Genomic DNA, 14,002 nt, shown 5'->3' with positions numbered 1-14,002 from the left:
CAGATCACGGAGCATCGCACCGGGCCGCCACGGGATTTCCCATCTGCGGATCAGGCTGCTTCCTGCCCGCGGAGAGATCAGAAGCGGTTTGCTTCCCGAGCAGGTCTGCCCTTCGGTTGAGCCACGTTGATGCGAGCCGTGATCCTTGACGCTGCACCTGCACAAGGGTTAGGCATCTACCATGGATGGTTTCTCCCCGATCATGCCGGAGGCCGGGTCACCGCCCGGGCCTGCCCATGCTGAAGGCAGCCGGAGCCCGGCTCCTGTTCAACCCCGGCTGAAGCCGATCGACCTCGGCGGTGTGCGGATCGAATGCCCGGTGATCCTGGCGCCGATGTCAGGGGTCACCGACCTGCCGTTCCGCCGGATGGCGCGCGGGCTCGGCGCCCCCATGGTGGTGAGCGAGATGATCGCGAGCCAGGCCATGGTGCGCGAGAACCGGCAGACGCTGAAGATGGCGGAGGTGGACGGCTTCGGCGGCCCCGCGTCGGTGCAGCTTGCCGGCTGTGACCCGCAGGTGATGGCCGAGGCGGCGCGGCTGGCGGTGGACCATGGTGCCGCGATCGTGGACATCAACTTCGGCTGCCCGGTGAAGAAGGTGGCGCTGGGACAGTCCGCGGGCTCTGCCCTGATGCGGGACGAGGTCGCGGCGGCGCGCATCCTGGAGGCGACCGTGCGGGCGGTGTCGGTGCCGGTGACGCTGAAGATGCGCATGGGCTGGGACCACAAGAGCCTGAACGCTCCGAACCTCGCCCGCATCGCCGAGGCCTCGGGCATCCGTATGGTGACGGTACACGGGCGCACGCGGCAGATGTTCTACACCGGCACGGCCGATTGGGGCTTCGTGGCGCAGGTCAAGGCGGCCACGGCGCTGCCGGTGATCGTGAACGGCGATATCCTCAACGCGGCGGACGCGGCGGAAGCGCTGCGGCTTTCGGGCGCGGACGGGGTGATGATCGGGCGCGGCGCCTACGGGCGCCCCTGGCTGCTCGGGGCCGTGGCCGCGCGCCTCAACGGTCAGGCCCCGGCGCCCGGCGAGATGGTGGCCGAGGAAGAGCCGCCGCTGGCGCGCCGCTACGAAATCCTGTTGCAGCACTACGAGGCGATGCTGAGCTACCACGGGCGCGACCCGGGGATGCGCCTCGCCCGCAAGCACCTCGCCTGGTATTCTTACGGCCTGCCGGGCAGCGCCGAGTTCCGCTCGCAGGTGAACCGCGCCGATACGGAAGAAGCCGCGCGCGAAGCGCTGCGCGCCTTCTGGGAGCCGCTGATCGAGAGCGGCGCACAGCCCAGCAGCGGCCGAATGGTGGCGAACGATGCCGCCGGGCGCGGCGAGGAGGCGGCATGAGCGGCGCGGTTTCCGCCCTGATCCGCAAGGTCACGCCCCGGGCAAACAAGACGGCGCGCGTGGCCGCGGCCCTGCCGCCAGAGGCCACTGTGATCCTGGCCGCGATCCCGGCGCCCGTGGTGGTGCTGGACGAGGCGGACCGCTTCCGCTTCGCTAATCCCGCGGCCGAGCTGTTCTTCCAGCTCTCGGCGCAGTCGCTGTCGCAGATCTCGCTGCGCGACCTCTTGCCCGAGGGAAGCCGGCTGCTGTCGCTGGTGGCGCAGGTGCGGGGGCTGGACGCGCCGGTGGCGGACCACGACCTGCTGCTGGAAAGCCCGCGCCTGCACCGCAGCGACGTGTCTGCCCACGGCGCGCCGCTGCCCGAGGTTCCGGGCGCCGTGGTGCTGACGCTGCAGGATGGTTCGGCGGCGCAACGGCTCGACCGGCAGCTGAACTTCCGCGGCGCCGCGCGCGGTGCATCGGCCATGGCGGCGATGCTGGCGCACGAGGTGAAGAACCCGCTCTCGGGCATCCGCGGCGCGGCGCAGCTGCTGGAACAGGCCGCCAGCGAGGGTGACCGGGAACTCTGCACCCTGATCCAAGACGAGGTGGACCGTATCCGCGACCTGGTGGAGCGGATGGACATGTTCAGCGAGCGGCCGGTGGAGCGCGGCCCGGTGAACATCCACGAGGTGCTGGGCCATGTCCGCCGGGTGGCCGGCACGGGCTTCGCCGCCCACCTGCGCCTGGTGGAGGATTACGACCCCTCGCTGCCGCCGGTCTTCGGCAACCGGGATCTGCTGGTGCAGGTGCTGCTGAACCTCGTGAAGAACGCCGCCGAGGCGGTACACCCGGTTGAGGGCGAGATCGTGCTGTCCACCGCCTATCGCCACGGCGTGCGGATCGCGGTGCCGGGCAGCGAGGAGCGGGTGCACCTGCCGCTGGAAGTCAGCGTCCGCGACAACGGTCCCGGCATTCCCGAGGAAGTCCGGGCAACGCTGTTCGAGCCTTTCATCACCACCAAGCGCGGCGGGCAGGGGCTTGGCCTCGCGCTGGTGGCCAAGCTGGTGGCCGATGCCGGCGGGCTGATCGCCTGCGAGAGCCGCCCCGGCCGCACGGTGTTCCGCCTGGCCTTGCCGATGCCGCCGACCGGCGCGCATGGGGCCGCCAAGCACCCGACGACCCGCTCCGCTCAACCCGGCGATCACCACCCCGGCACTGGGGAAGAGCACGGCGCGAGGAGCCAGGGCCGGAAGGCGCAGGCCCCGTCAGCCGATCACAGCGACAACATTCCTGCCGTCGAGGACAACACCGTATCGTGAGTGAGCAGACCATCCTGATCGCCGACGACGATCGGGCTATCCGTACCGTGCTGTCCCAGGCGCTCGGCCGCGCCGGCTACAATGTCCGCGCCACCTCCTCCGCCTCCACGCTGTGGCGCTGGGTGGAGGACGGCGAGGGCGACCTCGTGATCACCGACGTGGTGATGCCCGACGAGAACGGGCTGGACCTCCTGCCGCGCATCAAGCGCATCCGGCCCGACCTGCGGGTGCTGGTGATGTCGGCGCAGTCCACCTTCACCACCGCCGTGAAGGCCGCCCAGCGCGGCGCCTTCGAGTACCTGCCCAAGCCCTTCGACCTGAAGGAGCTGCTGGCAGTTGTGGGGCGCGCCCTGACCACGCCGCCCCCGGCCGCAGTTCCGACGGAGGAAGGCGAGGGTGAGCGGCTGCCGATCATTGGCCGTTCCGCCGCGATGCAGGAGATCTATCGTACCGTCGCGCGTCTCACGACCACCGACCTGACCGTGATGATCACGGGCGAGTCGGGCACCGGCAAGGAGCTGGTGGCGCGCGCCCTGCACGACTACGGCAAGCGCCGGACCGGGCCCTTTGTGGCGATCAACATGGCGGCGATCCCGCGTGAGCTGATCGAGGCGGAGCTGTTCGGCCATGAGCGCGGCGCCTTCACCGGCGCCCTGGCGCGCGGCGTCGGGCGCTTCGAGCAGGCGGCGGGGGGAACGCTCTTCCTGGATGAGATCGGCGACATGCCGCCCGAGGCGCAGACCCGCCTCCTGCGCGTCCTGCAGGAAGGCGAGTTCACCACGGTGGGTGGACGCCAGCCGATCAAGGCCAATGTCCGCATCATCGCCGCGACCCACCGTGACCTGCGTCAGGCGATCCGCGCGGGATCGTTCCGCGAGGACCTGTTCTACCGCCTGAACGTCGTGCCGATCCGCCTGCCGCCGCTGCGCGAGCGGCTGGAGGACATCCCGTTGCTGGCCCGTCACTTCCTGGAGCGCGCCCGCGCCTCCGGCCTGCCGGGCAAGACGCTGGACGAGGACGCGATGGAGCGCCTGAAGGCGCATTCCTGGCCGGGCAACGCGCGCGAGCTCGAGAACCTGATGCGGCGGCTGGCGGCCCTTTACCCGCAGGAGGTGATCGGCGCCGACGCGGTGGCGGCGGAACTGTCGGAAACCGAGGCCGCGGTCCCCGTGGCTGGCGAGGCCCGGGCGCCCGAAACGCTGGAACAGGCGGTGGAGCGGCACCTGACGAGCTTCCTGGGTGCGCATCGCGACGGCATGCCGGTGCGCGACCTTTACGAGCGCGTGGTGGCCGAGGTGGAGCGTCCGCTGATCCGGCTGGCCCTGGCGGCGACGCGGGGCAACCAGATCAAGGCCGCCGCCATGCTGGGGCTGAACCGCAACACGCTGCGCAAGAAGATCCGGGAACTGGAACTGCCAGTGGTGCGCGGCCTGTCCTGACCGGTCGCTCCTCCGGCGCTGGGGCCGGCGTGCGATCGGGGCATCACAGGCCGGGATGATCCGTTCTAGGATAGCCCGGCATGACCTCCGACCGACCTCGCCGTAACCTCGCCCGGCGCCTGAGCGACGCGCTGCTCGGGCGGGCCATGACCCTGGGACTGGCCCTCGGTGCCCTGCTGCTGGGCATCGGCACCTTCACGCTGCTGTCCGGCGGCAGTCCCTTCGGCCCCACCAAGCCGGGGCAGGTCGCGGCCATGGTGATGGTCAACGCGGCCTTCCTGTTGCTCCTGCTGGCCTCGCTGGCGGCGCGGCTGGTTCGCGTCTGGGTGGAGCGTCGTAAGGGCAGCGCGGGCTCGCGCCTCCACGGGCGGCTGGTGCTGCTGTTCGGCGTGGTGGCCGTGGTGCCGGCCCTGCTGGTCGGCATCTTCGCGGCGGTGTTCTTCAACCTCGGCATCCAGGCCTGGTTCAGTGACCGCGTCCGCTCCACGCTCGAAGCCAGCCTCGTGGCATCGCGCGCCTACCTGGATGAGCATCGCAACGCCATTCGTGCCGACGCACTGGTGATGGCCGCCGACCTGAACCGTGCCAGGGCGACCCTGCAGGACAACCCACAGGCCTTCGCTCGGCTGCTGGCGACCCACACCGCCATGCGCGGGCTGACCGAAGCCGTGGTGTTCGAGCCGGTACTGGGCCAGGTCATCGCCCATGCCGGCTTCACCAGCACGTCGATCGTGCAGCTGCCCGAGGCCTGGGCCATGGAGATGGCGCGCTCCGGTGAGGTGGTGGTGCTGCCCAACGAGGATGACCAGGCGCGGGTGCAGGCGCTGGTGATGCTCGATATCCAGCCCGGCCTCCTGCTGCAGATAGGCCGGCCGGTGGACTCCGGCGTGCTGGAGCACATGCGTGCCACCGAGCGTGCCTTCGCGGCCTATAACCAGCTCGACAGCAACCGGTCCTGGCTGCAGATCACCTTCGCGATGATCTTCGCCATCGCGGGGCTGCTGGTGCTGATGGCGGCGGTGCTGATCGGCCTCGTGATCGCCAACCAGATCGTGCGGCCCATCGCGGGGCTGATCACCGCGGCCGAGCGCGTGCGGGGCGGCGACCTGTCGGTGAAGGTGCAGGAAGGTGAGCACGACGACGAGGTCGCCTCGCTGTCGCGTGCCTTCAACCGCATGACCAACCAGCTGGCGGCGCAGCGCTCCGAGCTGATGGAAGCCTATCGACAGATCGACGAGCGCCGGCGCTTCACTGAGACGGTGCTCTCGGGCGTCTCGGCCGGCGTCGTCGGTCTCGACGCGGAAGGGCGGGTGAACCTGCCCAACCGTTCCGCCTCGGAGCTGCTGGGACAGGATCTTGAGGCCGCGGTGGGCCGGTCGCTGCCGGAGGTCGTGCCCGAGTTCGGCGCGCTGGCAACCGCGGCCGCGGCCGCGCCGGAGCGCCCGCAGACGGCGGAGATCCGGCTCGCCAATTCCCGCCGCACGGTGATCGCCAGGCTGGGGGCGGAGGTGCAGAACGGCGCGGTGGCGGGCTACGTGCTGACCTTCGACGACGTGACGGAACTGCTCTCGGCGCAGCGCAAGGCCGCCTGGGCCGACGTGGCGCGCCGTATCGCCCACGAGATCAAGAACCCGCTGACCCCGATCCAGCTTTCGGCCGAGCGGCTGAAGCGCCGCTACCTCAAGGAAATCTCCTCCGACCCTGACACGTTCCGCATCTGCACGGACACCATCGTGCGGCAGGTGGGCGACCTGCGACGCATGGTGGATGAGTTCTCGGCCTTTGCCCGCATGCCGCAGCCGGTGATCCGGCCGGAGGACCTTTCGCGCGTGGCGCGGGAGGCCGTCGTGCTCCCACGCGATGCCCACCCTGGAATCCACTACCGCACCGAGTTCCCGGAGAGTGGACCGGTGGTGCCATGCGACCGCCGGTTGCTGAACCAGGCCATCATCAACCTGCTCCAGAACGCGGCCGACGCGATCGTGATGAGGCCGGAAGGCGAGGCGGGAGGCGAGATCCGCTTCACCTTGACGCAGCAGGGCGACTGGGCAGCCTTGGTGGTCGAGGACAACGGTGTAGGCTTGCCGTCCGGGGACGAACGGGAACAGCTCACGGAACCGTACGTAACCCACAAGGCGAAAGGAACGGGGCTGGGCCTTGCCATCGTGAAGAAGATCATGGAGGACCATGGTGGCCGGCTGACGCTGGCCGACCGTGCGGAAGGGCAGGGCGCCAAAGCCTCCCTTCTCCTGCCGCTGCAAGTCGCCGGAGAGAAACCGGTGACAGAGCGGCCGGACGCTCCGGCCAGCACGGACAACAACTCCAGGGAAACGGAGATCCTGCGTCATGGCGCATGACATCCTGATCGTGGATGACGAGCCCGACATCCGATCCCTGATCGAGGGCATCCTCTCCGACGAGGGCTACGAGACTCGCTCGGCGCGCAACTCCGACGAGGCGCTGGCCTCGTTCCGGCAGCGGCGGCCGAACATGGTGATCCTAGACATCTGGCTGCAGGGCTCGCGCCTCGACGGCCTCGGCATCCTGCAGGCGATCCACGGCGAGGAGCCGCAGGTGCCGGTGGTGATGATCTCGGGCCACGGCACGATCGAGACCGCGGTGCAGGCGATCCAGGAAGGCGCCTACGACTTCATCGAGAAGCCGTTCCAGTCGGACCGGCTGCTGCTGATCGTATCGCGCGCGCTGGAGGCAGCCCGCCTCAAACGCGAGAACAGCGAGCTGCGGCTGCGCTCCGGCGCCGAGGCCGAGCTGACGGGCGTGTCCTCCGCCATCGCGCAGCTGCGTCAGGGGATCGAGCGCCTGGCGCCGACCGGGTCGCGCGCACTGATCACCGGCCCGGCCGGTTCGGGCAAGGAAGTGGCGGCGCGCATGATCCACGCGCGTTCCCGCCGCGCCGCCGAGCCCTTCGTCGCGCTGAACTGCGCGACGCTGAACCCGGCGCGCTTCGAGGAAGAACTCTTCGGCGTCGAGGGCGGCATCGATCCCGTGACGCAGCCGCGGCGCGCCGGCGTGCTGGAGCGCGCCCACGGCGGCACGCTGCTGCTCGACGAGGTTGCGGACATGCCGCTGGAAACTCAGGGCAAGATCGTTCGTGCCTTGCAGGAACAGGGGTTCGAGCGCGTCGGCGGTTCCACGCGGGTGAAGGTGGACGTGCGCGTGCTGGCCACCACCAACCGTGATCTCACCGCCGAGATCGCCGGCGGCCGCTTCCGCGAGGACCTGTTCTACCGCCTGGCCGTGGTGCCGCTGCGCGTGCCGCCGCTCCGTGAGCGTCGCGAGGACGTGCCGGTGCTGGCGCGCTCGCTGATGGCCCGCTCCGCCGAGGTCGCCGGCATTCCGCCGCGCGAGATCAGCGAGGACGCGATGGCGGCGATGCAGGCCTACGAGTGGCCGGGCAACGTGCGCCAGCTGCGCAACACGGTGGACTGGCTGCTGATCATGGCACCGGGCGGCCCCGGCGAGCCGATCCGGCCCGAGATGTTGCCGCCCGAGATCAACTCCTCCGCGCCCGCCATGCTCAAGCTCGACCGGTCGAGCGAGATCATGACGCTGCCGCTGCGCGAAGCGCGCGAGCTGTTCGAGCGTCAGTACCTGGAAGCACAGCTGCTGCGCTTCTGCGGCAACATCAGCCGCACCGCGAACTTCGTGGGCATGGAACGCTCGGCCCTGCATCGTAAGCTGAAGTTCCTGGGGGTGAGCGCCGACGACCGAGCCGCCGCCACCGCAAACGCTTAAGGACCCCTATGTCGCGCATCGCCTACGTGAACGGCCGCTACGTGCCGCAGTCCCAGGCCACGGTGAACATCGAGGACCGCGGCTACCAGTTCGGGGACGGCATCTACGAGGTGGTGCACATCTTCGACGGCCGCTTCATCGACGAGGACCGGCACCTCGCGCGGCTGGAGCGCTCGCTGCGCGAGATCCGCATCGATATGCCGATGCCGATGACGGCGCTGCGCTCGGTGCTGCGCGAACTCGTACGGCGCAACCGGGTGCGGGAAGGGCTGGTCTACATGCAGGTCACGCGCGGCGTGGCGAAGCGGGACCACGTGTTCCCGAGCACGCCGGTGCCGCCGGCCCTGACCATGACGGTCAAGCGCATCGCCGCTTATCCGAAGAGCGTGGACAGCTGGGGCATGAGCGCGATCACCGCGCCCGACCTCCGCTGGGCGCGGCCCGATATCAAGACGGTGAACCTGCTGCCCAACGTGCTGGCGCGCCAGGACGCGAAGGAGCAGGGCGCCGGCGAGGCGATCCTGTATGACCGCACCACCGGCGAGGTGACGGAAGGCGCCGCCACCAGCTTCTGGATCGTGGACGAGAACGGCGTGATCCGCACGCGCCACCTCGACCAGTCGGTGCTGCCGGGCTGCACCCGCGCGGCCCTGATGGCCGAAATGGCGGAAGCGGGCATCGCGATGGAGGAGCGCGCCTTCACTCGGGACGAACTGCTCCGGGCACGGGAAGCCTTCATCACCTCGGCCACCTCCTTCGTGAAGCCGATCCTGAAGATCGACGGCGCGCCGGTGGGCGATGGGATGCCCGGCCCGATGACGCGCAAGCTGTTTGATCTTTTCGCCCGCCACGTGAAGGGCGGCGTTCCGAACGCGGCCTGAGGGCATTGGAACGATGCCGGGCTGACACCATCTGGCTTGGCTGATGGCGGAAGGCCCGGTTGCGACGCGGATCACGTCCGGGCGCTTCGCGCCGTGCTTCCTCGTTCCATCGATGCTGATGATGAGTCGTTTCCCTGGTTGAAACATGAAGGGTCGGCCGCTACGCCCTTGCATCCGGACGAAGCTTGCGCTGAACCTGCCCGATACTTGCCGCGGACGTTTGGTTCCGCGGCCGCCTTTCAGGCGAGGGGTGGCTCCTGCCGCCCTACCCCAACAAGAAGGATGAGCCGATGGCCGCCGAGAAGTCCCAGAACGTTCAGGATGTCTTCCTGAACCATGTCCGCAAGAGCAAGACGCCCGTAACCGTGTTCCTGGTGAACGGCGTAAAGCTGCAGGGCATCATCACCTGGTTCGACAATTTCTCCATGCTGCTGCGCCGGGATGGGCATACGCAGCTGGTCTACAAGCACGCCATCAGCACCGTGATGCCGGGCGCGCCGATCCAACTCTTCGACGGCACCGCCGCCGGGCAGCAGGCACCTCAGGGCGCCGCACCGGGAATGCCGGAACAGCCCCAGCGCGTGCTGCGCGAAACCACCATGACCTTGCAACGGGAGCCGCAAACTGTCGGCAGCAACGACTGAAACGCGCGGCGGGCCGACGCTCGCCGCCGTTATCCTGCCTTGGGAGAAGCCCGGGCGCGCAGTCCACGAGATGGCGGGCACCACTCGGGCCTCCGACGCCCGCCTGGGCGAGGCTATCGGGCTCGCCGCCTCCATCGGCGTGACCGTGGTCCACAGCGCTGTCCTGCCGCTTCGCGCCCGCCGCCCCAGCACGCTGCTGGGTGAGGGGCAGGTCGAGGGTGTGGCCGAAGCGATCCGCGAGCATCACATCGCCGTCGTGGTGGTGGACGCGGCGCTGACCCCGGTGCAGCAGCGCAACCTTGAGCGCGCCTGGAACTGCAAGGTCATCGACCGTACCGGCCTGATCCTGGAAATCTTCGGTGAGCGCGCCCGCACGCGGGAAGGTTCGCTGCAGGTGGAGCTCGCACATCTCGAGTACCAGCGCACGCGCCTCGTGCGGTCTTGGACCCACCTTGAGCGTCAGCGCGGTGGCTTCGGCTTCCTCGGCGGCCCGGGTGAGTCGCAGATCGAGATCGACCGCCGGCTGATTGGGGAGCGGATCGTCAAGCTCAAGAAGGAGTTGGAACAGGTCCGCCGCACCCGTGGCTTACACCGCCGCGCCCGCGAGAAGGTGCCGCATCCCGTGATCGCCCTCGTGGGCTACACCAATGCCGGCAAGTCGACGCTGTTCAACGCCCTGACCGGCGCCAGCGTCTACGCGCAGAACCAGCTCTTTGCGACGCTGGATCCAACCATGCGGGCCATTGAGCTGCCCAGTGGGCGGACGGTGATCCTGTCCGACACGGTGGGCTTCATCTCGGAACTGCCGACGCAGCTGGTGGAAGCCTTCCGCGCCACCCTGGAAGAGGTGGCTGCGGCCGACGTCATCCTCCATGTCCGCGACGTGGCGCATCCGGATTCCGCGGCGCAGCGGGCCGATGTGCTGAAGGTGCTGGCCGAGATGGCCGAGGGCGCGGATGCGTCGCTCGATCCCGACTGGTCGCTGCGCGTGGTGGAGGTGCTGAACAAGGCCGACCTCCTGGGCGGTCTCGACGAGGCGGCGCAGCGGGGTGCGGGCGAGGCCGTGGCGGTCTCGGCGCTGACGGGTGAGGGGCTGGAACGGCTCCGGCAGGTCCTAGACGCGCGCCTGTCGGCCGATACGGTGACGGTGGACCTGGCGGTTCAGCCCTCGGACGGGGCGGCGCTTGCTTGGCTGTACCAGAACGGTGACGTTATCGCCCGCCAGGACGAGGAGGAGGCAATCCGTCTCAAGGTCCGGCTGACCGAGGCCAATCTGGGCCGTTTCGAGGGGCGTTCATGAACCTTTCCGCCAATGCCGCCGGGGGCATCGCGCAACTCCTGCGGGATGCCGCCCGGGCCGAGATCATGCCGCGTTTCCGTCGCCTTGCGGCGGGCGACGTACGGACCAAGACCGGTCCGCTCGATATCGTGACCGAGGCGGACGAGGCGGCGGAGCGGCAAATCACCCGCGAACTCCAGGCGCGCTTCCCGGGTTGCGTCGTGGTGGGGGAGGAAGCGACGGCGGCCGATCCCGGCCTGCTGGACCGGCTGGCGGATGCGGATCTGGCCTTCGTGGTGGACCCGGTGGACGGGACCTCGAACTTCGCGGCCGGCCTGCCGCTGTTCGGCACCATGGCCGCGGCCTTCCGCCGGGGCGAGGTGATCGGCGCCTGGATCCATGATCCGCTGGGCGACGACACCGCCGTGGCGCTGCGGGGCGAGGGGGCGTGGATCGAGGGTCCCGACGGTGCGCGGGGTCAGGCAATGCAGGTCGCTGCCCCGGTCGAGGTCGAGCGGATGGTGGCCTCCGTGTCTTGGACCTACCTGCCAGGCGAGATGCGCGCCGTCGTCGCGACGCGGCTGCCGCGCTTCGCCTCGATCACCCAGTTCCGCTGCGCCGCGCACGACTACCGCCTGCTGGCCACCGGGCACATCGACCTCAGCTTCTACAACCGGCTGATGCCCTGGGATCACGCCCCCGGCTGGCTGCTGCACCGGGAGGCGGGCGGCTACTCGGCACAGTTCGACGGACGGGCCTACGATCCGGCCCGGGTGCGCGACGGCGGGCTGATCAACGCACCGGACCGGGCTTCCTGGGAAGCCGCGCGCGAGGCCCTGATCGGCGCTGCCTGAGAGCAGCCCGTGGCGGGTCAGCCTTCGTGCCGATCCCGTTCTGACGGGCCTGACTCGCTCTTCTCGGCACGCTTCGCGGCCTGCCAGAGCTCCTCCATCTCCGTCAGTGTCGCATCTGCAGGGGAACGGCCTGACTCGGCCAGACCCTGCTCGATGGCACCGAAGCGCCGGCGGAACTTGCGATTGCTGCCGCGCAGGCATTGCTCCGGATCAAGGTCGAGCTTCCGGGCCAGGTTGGCCAGCACGAAGAGCATGTCACCGACCTCATCGGCCAGGCGCGCCGGGTCGGCCGCGGGCAGTTCGGCGCGCAGCTCGGCGACTTCCTCATCCAGCTTCTGTAGTACCGAGTCAGCATCCGGCCAGTCGAAGCCGACCCGGCCGGCGCGGCGGGTTAGCTTAGCCGCCTCGGTCAGGGCGGGCAGGTTGCCGGGAACGCCGGCAAGGGTACCGGTCTCGCCGCGGGCCGCACGTTCGGCTGCCTTACGGCGCTCCCAGGCCTCGGTCTGGGCTGCCGCGTCGCGGATCTCGCCGGACGCGAAGACGTGGGGATGCCGGGCCAGCATCTTGTTGCCGATGGTCTCGGCCACGTCGCTGAAGCGAAAATGGCCGGCTTCCTCGGCCATCCGCGAGTGGTAGACCACCTGGAACAGCAGGTCGCCGAGCTCGTCCCGCAGGTCCACCCAGTTGCCGCGGTTAATCGCGTCCTCGACCTCGTAGGCTTCCTCGATCGTGTAGGGCGCGATGGAGCGGAAATCCTGCACCTGATCCCAGGGGCAACCGTCGGGGGCGCGCAGCCGCACCATGATCCCGAGAAGGCGGGCGAGGCTCGCCGTCTCATCATGTCTGGGCTCGGAGGAGGCGTCGGCAGGAGGGGTCACGCGCTCAGATCCTCAAACTCGATAATATATATTATGTAAAATAAACTCAGGGGCAGAGGAGCCGCATCCCGTCATGGGCCGCCTCGATCCCGTCCGGCAGGTTCGCCGCCATCCAGGCCCAGTCGAGGTCGGTTCCCATATGCGTCAGCACCGTGCGACGCGGCCGCAGGCGCTCCACCCACCCCGCCACCATCTCGACATGCGCGTGCACCGGATGCGGGCTGCGGCTGAAACAGCCGACCACCCAGGTGTCGAGGCCGTGCAGCTGCTCCAGGCTCTGCTCCGAGAAAGCCACCACGTCGGTGGAATACGCGAAGTCTCCGATCCGCAGGCCCAGGGTCTCGGTCACCTTGTGATCCTGCGGAAACAGCTGGATGTCGACGCCCAGGATCTCCAGCCGGTCCGTCGAGCGCACGGTGGTCGGCGTCAGCGCCGGGCGGAAGAAGCCTGGCGTGGGTTCCCGGAACGCGTAGTCGAAGCGGCGCTGCACGTCGGCCAGGGTCGCCTCGGCCCCGAGGCACGGGATCGCATGGCCCTGCAGCCGGTTAAGCTGCCGCACATCGTCCAGGCCCATGACGTGATCCGCATGGGCGTGAGTCAGCAGGATGGCATCGACCGAGGCGATGCCGCAGGCCAGGAGCTGTTCCCGCAGGTCCGGTCCGGCATCCACCAGCAGCCGCCGGCCGTCCGGCGCTTCCACGGCGATGCTGGAACGGCTGCGGCGGTTGCGCGGCTCACGGGGGTCGCAGCGGCCCCATTCGCCCTGCCCGTCCGCACCGCCAATCAACGGAACCCCGCCCGAGCTGCCGCATCCGAGTATGGTGACCTGCAGCAAGGCGGCGCTCCTTCAGCGGATCTTGGGGAAAAGTCGGTCCACGTTGCGCGAGGTCAGCGCCGCGAGCTCTTCCAGCGACAGGTTGCGGACCTTGGCCAGGGCCTCCGCCGTGTAGGCGACGAAGGCAGGTTCGCACCGCTTGCCGCGCCTGGGAACCGGCGCGAGGTACGGTGAATCCGTTTCCACCAGGATGCGCTCCGCCGGCAGCGCCGCCGCGACCTCTCGGATATCGTTGCTCTTCGGGAATGTCAGGATGCCCGAGAAGGACACGTAGCCGCCATCCGCCACGACCTCTTCCGCCAGGGCGCGACCGGACGAGAAACAGTGCAGCAGTGCCGTGAAAGCGCCGCCCGACTCACGCTCCTCGCGCAGGATCCGGGCCGTGTCGGCGTCAGCGTCGCGGGTGTGGACGGCAACCGGCAAACCGGTCCGCTGCGCGGCACGAATATGATTGCGGAAGCTTTCGGCCTGCTTGGCCGCGTGCTCGGCATCGTAGTGGTAGTCGAGGCCGGTCTCGCCGATCGCCACCACACGAGGGTGACGAGTCAGGGCGACGATCTCCTCCACCGAGGCGACCGGCGCGTCCTTGACGCTGAGCGGATGGACGCCGACGGTTCCCCAGACATCCGGAAAGCGCTCAGCCAGGGCCTGGACCTTCTGCGCTTGCGCGACCTGGGTGCCGATCGTGATCATGCGGCTCACCCCCGCCGCGCGGGCGCGGGCGACGACCTCCTCGATCTCCCCATCCTCGAAGTAGTCGAGGTGGCAATGGCTGTCGGTCAGCATC

At 69.4% G+C, this 14,002-nt stretch carries 12 protein-coding genes; 9 read left to right on the top strand and 3 right to left on the bottom strand.

Going from position 1 to position 14,002, the window contains the following annotated elements:
• Positions 1-202 precede the first annotated feature (202 nt).
• The 9 genes from dusB (at position 203) to ACFFGY_RS20080 (ending at position 11,502) form a co-directional block, all read left to right on the top strand.
• Positions 203-1,348, top strand: coding sequence for a tRNA dihydrouridine synthase DusB (dusB, locus tag ACFFGY_RS20120; protein WP_377046360.1), 1,146 nt, complete (start codon positions 203-205; stop codon positions 1,346-1,348).
• Complete coding sequence (locus ACFFGY_RS20115; protein ID WP_377046311.1) at positions 1,345-2,649, top strand: two-component system sensor histidine kinase NtrB; 1,305 nt, start codon at positions 1,345-1,347, stop codon at positions 2,647-2,649. The genes dusB and ACFFGY_RS20115 overlap by 4 nt, the downstream gene beginning before the upstream one ends.
• Complete coding sequence (gene ntrC, locus ACFFGY_RS20110) at positions 2,646-4,088, top strand: nitrogen regulation protein NR(I) (protein ID WP_377046310.1); 1,443 nt, start codon at positions 2,646-2,648, stop codon at positions 4,086-4,088. The genes ACFFGY_RS20115 and ntrC overlap by 4 nt, the downstream gene beginning before the upstream one ends.
• An 80-nt stretch (positions 4,089-4,168) precedes the next feature.
• Positions 4,169-6,445: a sensor histidine kinase NtrY-like gene (locus tag ACFFGY_RS20105; protein ID WP_377046309.1), complete on the top strand. Its 2,277-nt coding sequence runs from the start codon at positions 4,169-4,171 to the stop codon at positions 6,443-6,445.
• On the top strand, positions 6,435-7,844 hold the full coding sequence (gene ntrX, locus ACFFGY_RS20100; RefSeq protein ID WP_377046308.1) for a nitrogen assimilation response regulator NtrX: 1,410 nt from the start codon (positions 6,435-6,437) through the stop codon (positions 7,842-7,844). Before ACFFGY_RS20105 ends, ntrX begins: the two co-directional genes overlap by 11 nt.
• Positions 7,845-7,852: 8 nt before the next feature.
• On the top strand, positions 7,853-8,725 hold the full coding sequence (locus ACFFGY_RS20095; protein WP_377046307.1) for a D-amino-acid transaminase: 873 nt from the start codon (positions 7,853-7,855) through the stop codon (positions 8,723-8,725).
• A 290-nt stretch (positions 8,726-9,015) separates the two neighbouring features.
• Positions 9,016-9,369: an RNA chaperone Hfq gene (hfq, locus tag ACFFGY_RS20090; protein WP_377046306.1), complete on the top strand. Its 354-nt coding sequence runs from the start codon at positions 9,016-9,018 to the stop codon at positions 9,367-9,369.
• A gap of 70 nt (positions 9,370-9,439) precedes the next feature.
• Complete coding sequence (hflX, locus tag ACFFGY_RS20085; RefSeq protein WP_377046305.1) at positions 9,440-10,669, top strand: GTPase HflX; 1,230 nt, start codon at positions 9,440-9,442, stop codon at positions 10,667-10,669.
• Entirely contained in the window at positions 10,666-11,502 is an 837-nt protein-coding gene (locus ACFFGY_RS20080) for an inositol monophosphatase family protein (RefSeq protein WP_377046304.1), read from the top strand. The genes hflX and ACFFGY_RS20080 overlap by 4 nt, the downstream gene beginning before the upstream one ends.
• A gap of 17 nt (positions 11,503-11,519) precedes the next feature.
• Here ACFFGY_RS20080 and mazG read toward each other — a convergent pair whose 3' ends face one another.
• From mazG to ACFFGY_RS20065, 3 genes are read right to left on the bottom strand one after another with little or no spacing between them, the layout of a single operon-like run.
• Positions 11,520-12,380 (bottom strand): nucleoside triphosphate pyrophosphohydrolase, encoded by an 861-nt coding sequence (gene mazG, locus ACFFGY_RS20075; protein ID WP_377046303.1) that lies wholly within the window; start codon positions 12,378-12,380, stop codon positions 11,520-11,522.
• A gap of 46 nt (positions 12,381-12,426) precedes the next feature.
• Positions 12,427-13,212, bottom strand: coding sequence for an MBL fold metallo-hydrolase (locus tag ACFFGY_RS20070; RefSeq protein ID WP_377046359.1), 786 nt, complete (start codon positions 13,210-13,212; stop codon positions 12,427-12,429).
• Between the two features lie 15 nt (positions 13,213-13,227).
• Positions 13,228-14,001 carry a TatD family hydrolase gene (locus ACFFGY_RS20065; RefSeq protein ID WP_377046302.1) on the bottom strand — a complete coding sequence of 258 codons (774 nt, stop codon included), beginning with the start codon at positions 13,999-14,001 and terminating at the stop codon, positions 13,228-13,230.
• Position 14,002: the final 1 nt, after the last annotated feature.

The sequence above is a fragment of the Roseomonas elaeocarpi genome (assembly GCF_042433915.1).
Lineage (GTDB): Bacteria > Pseudomonadota > Alphaproteobacteria > Acetobacterales > Acetobacteraceae > Roseomonas > Roseomonas elaeocarpi.
This window is presented reverse-complemented; position numbering and strand designations above follow the sequence as displayed.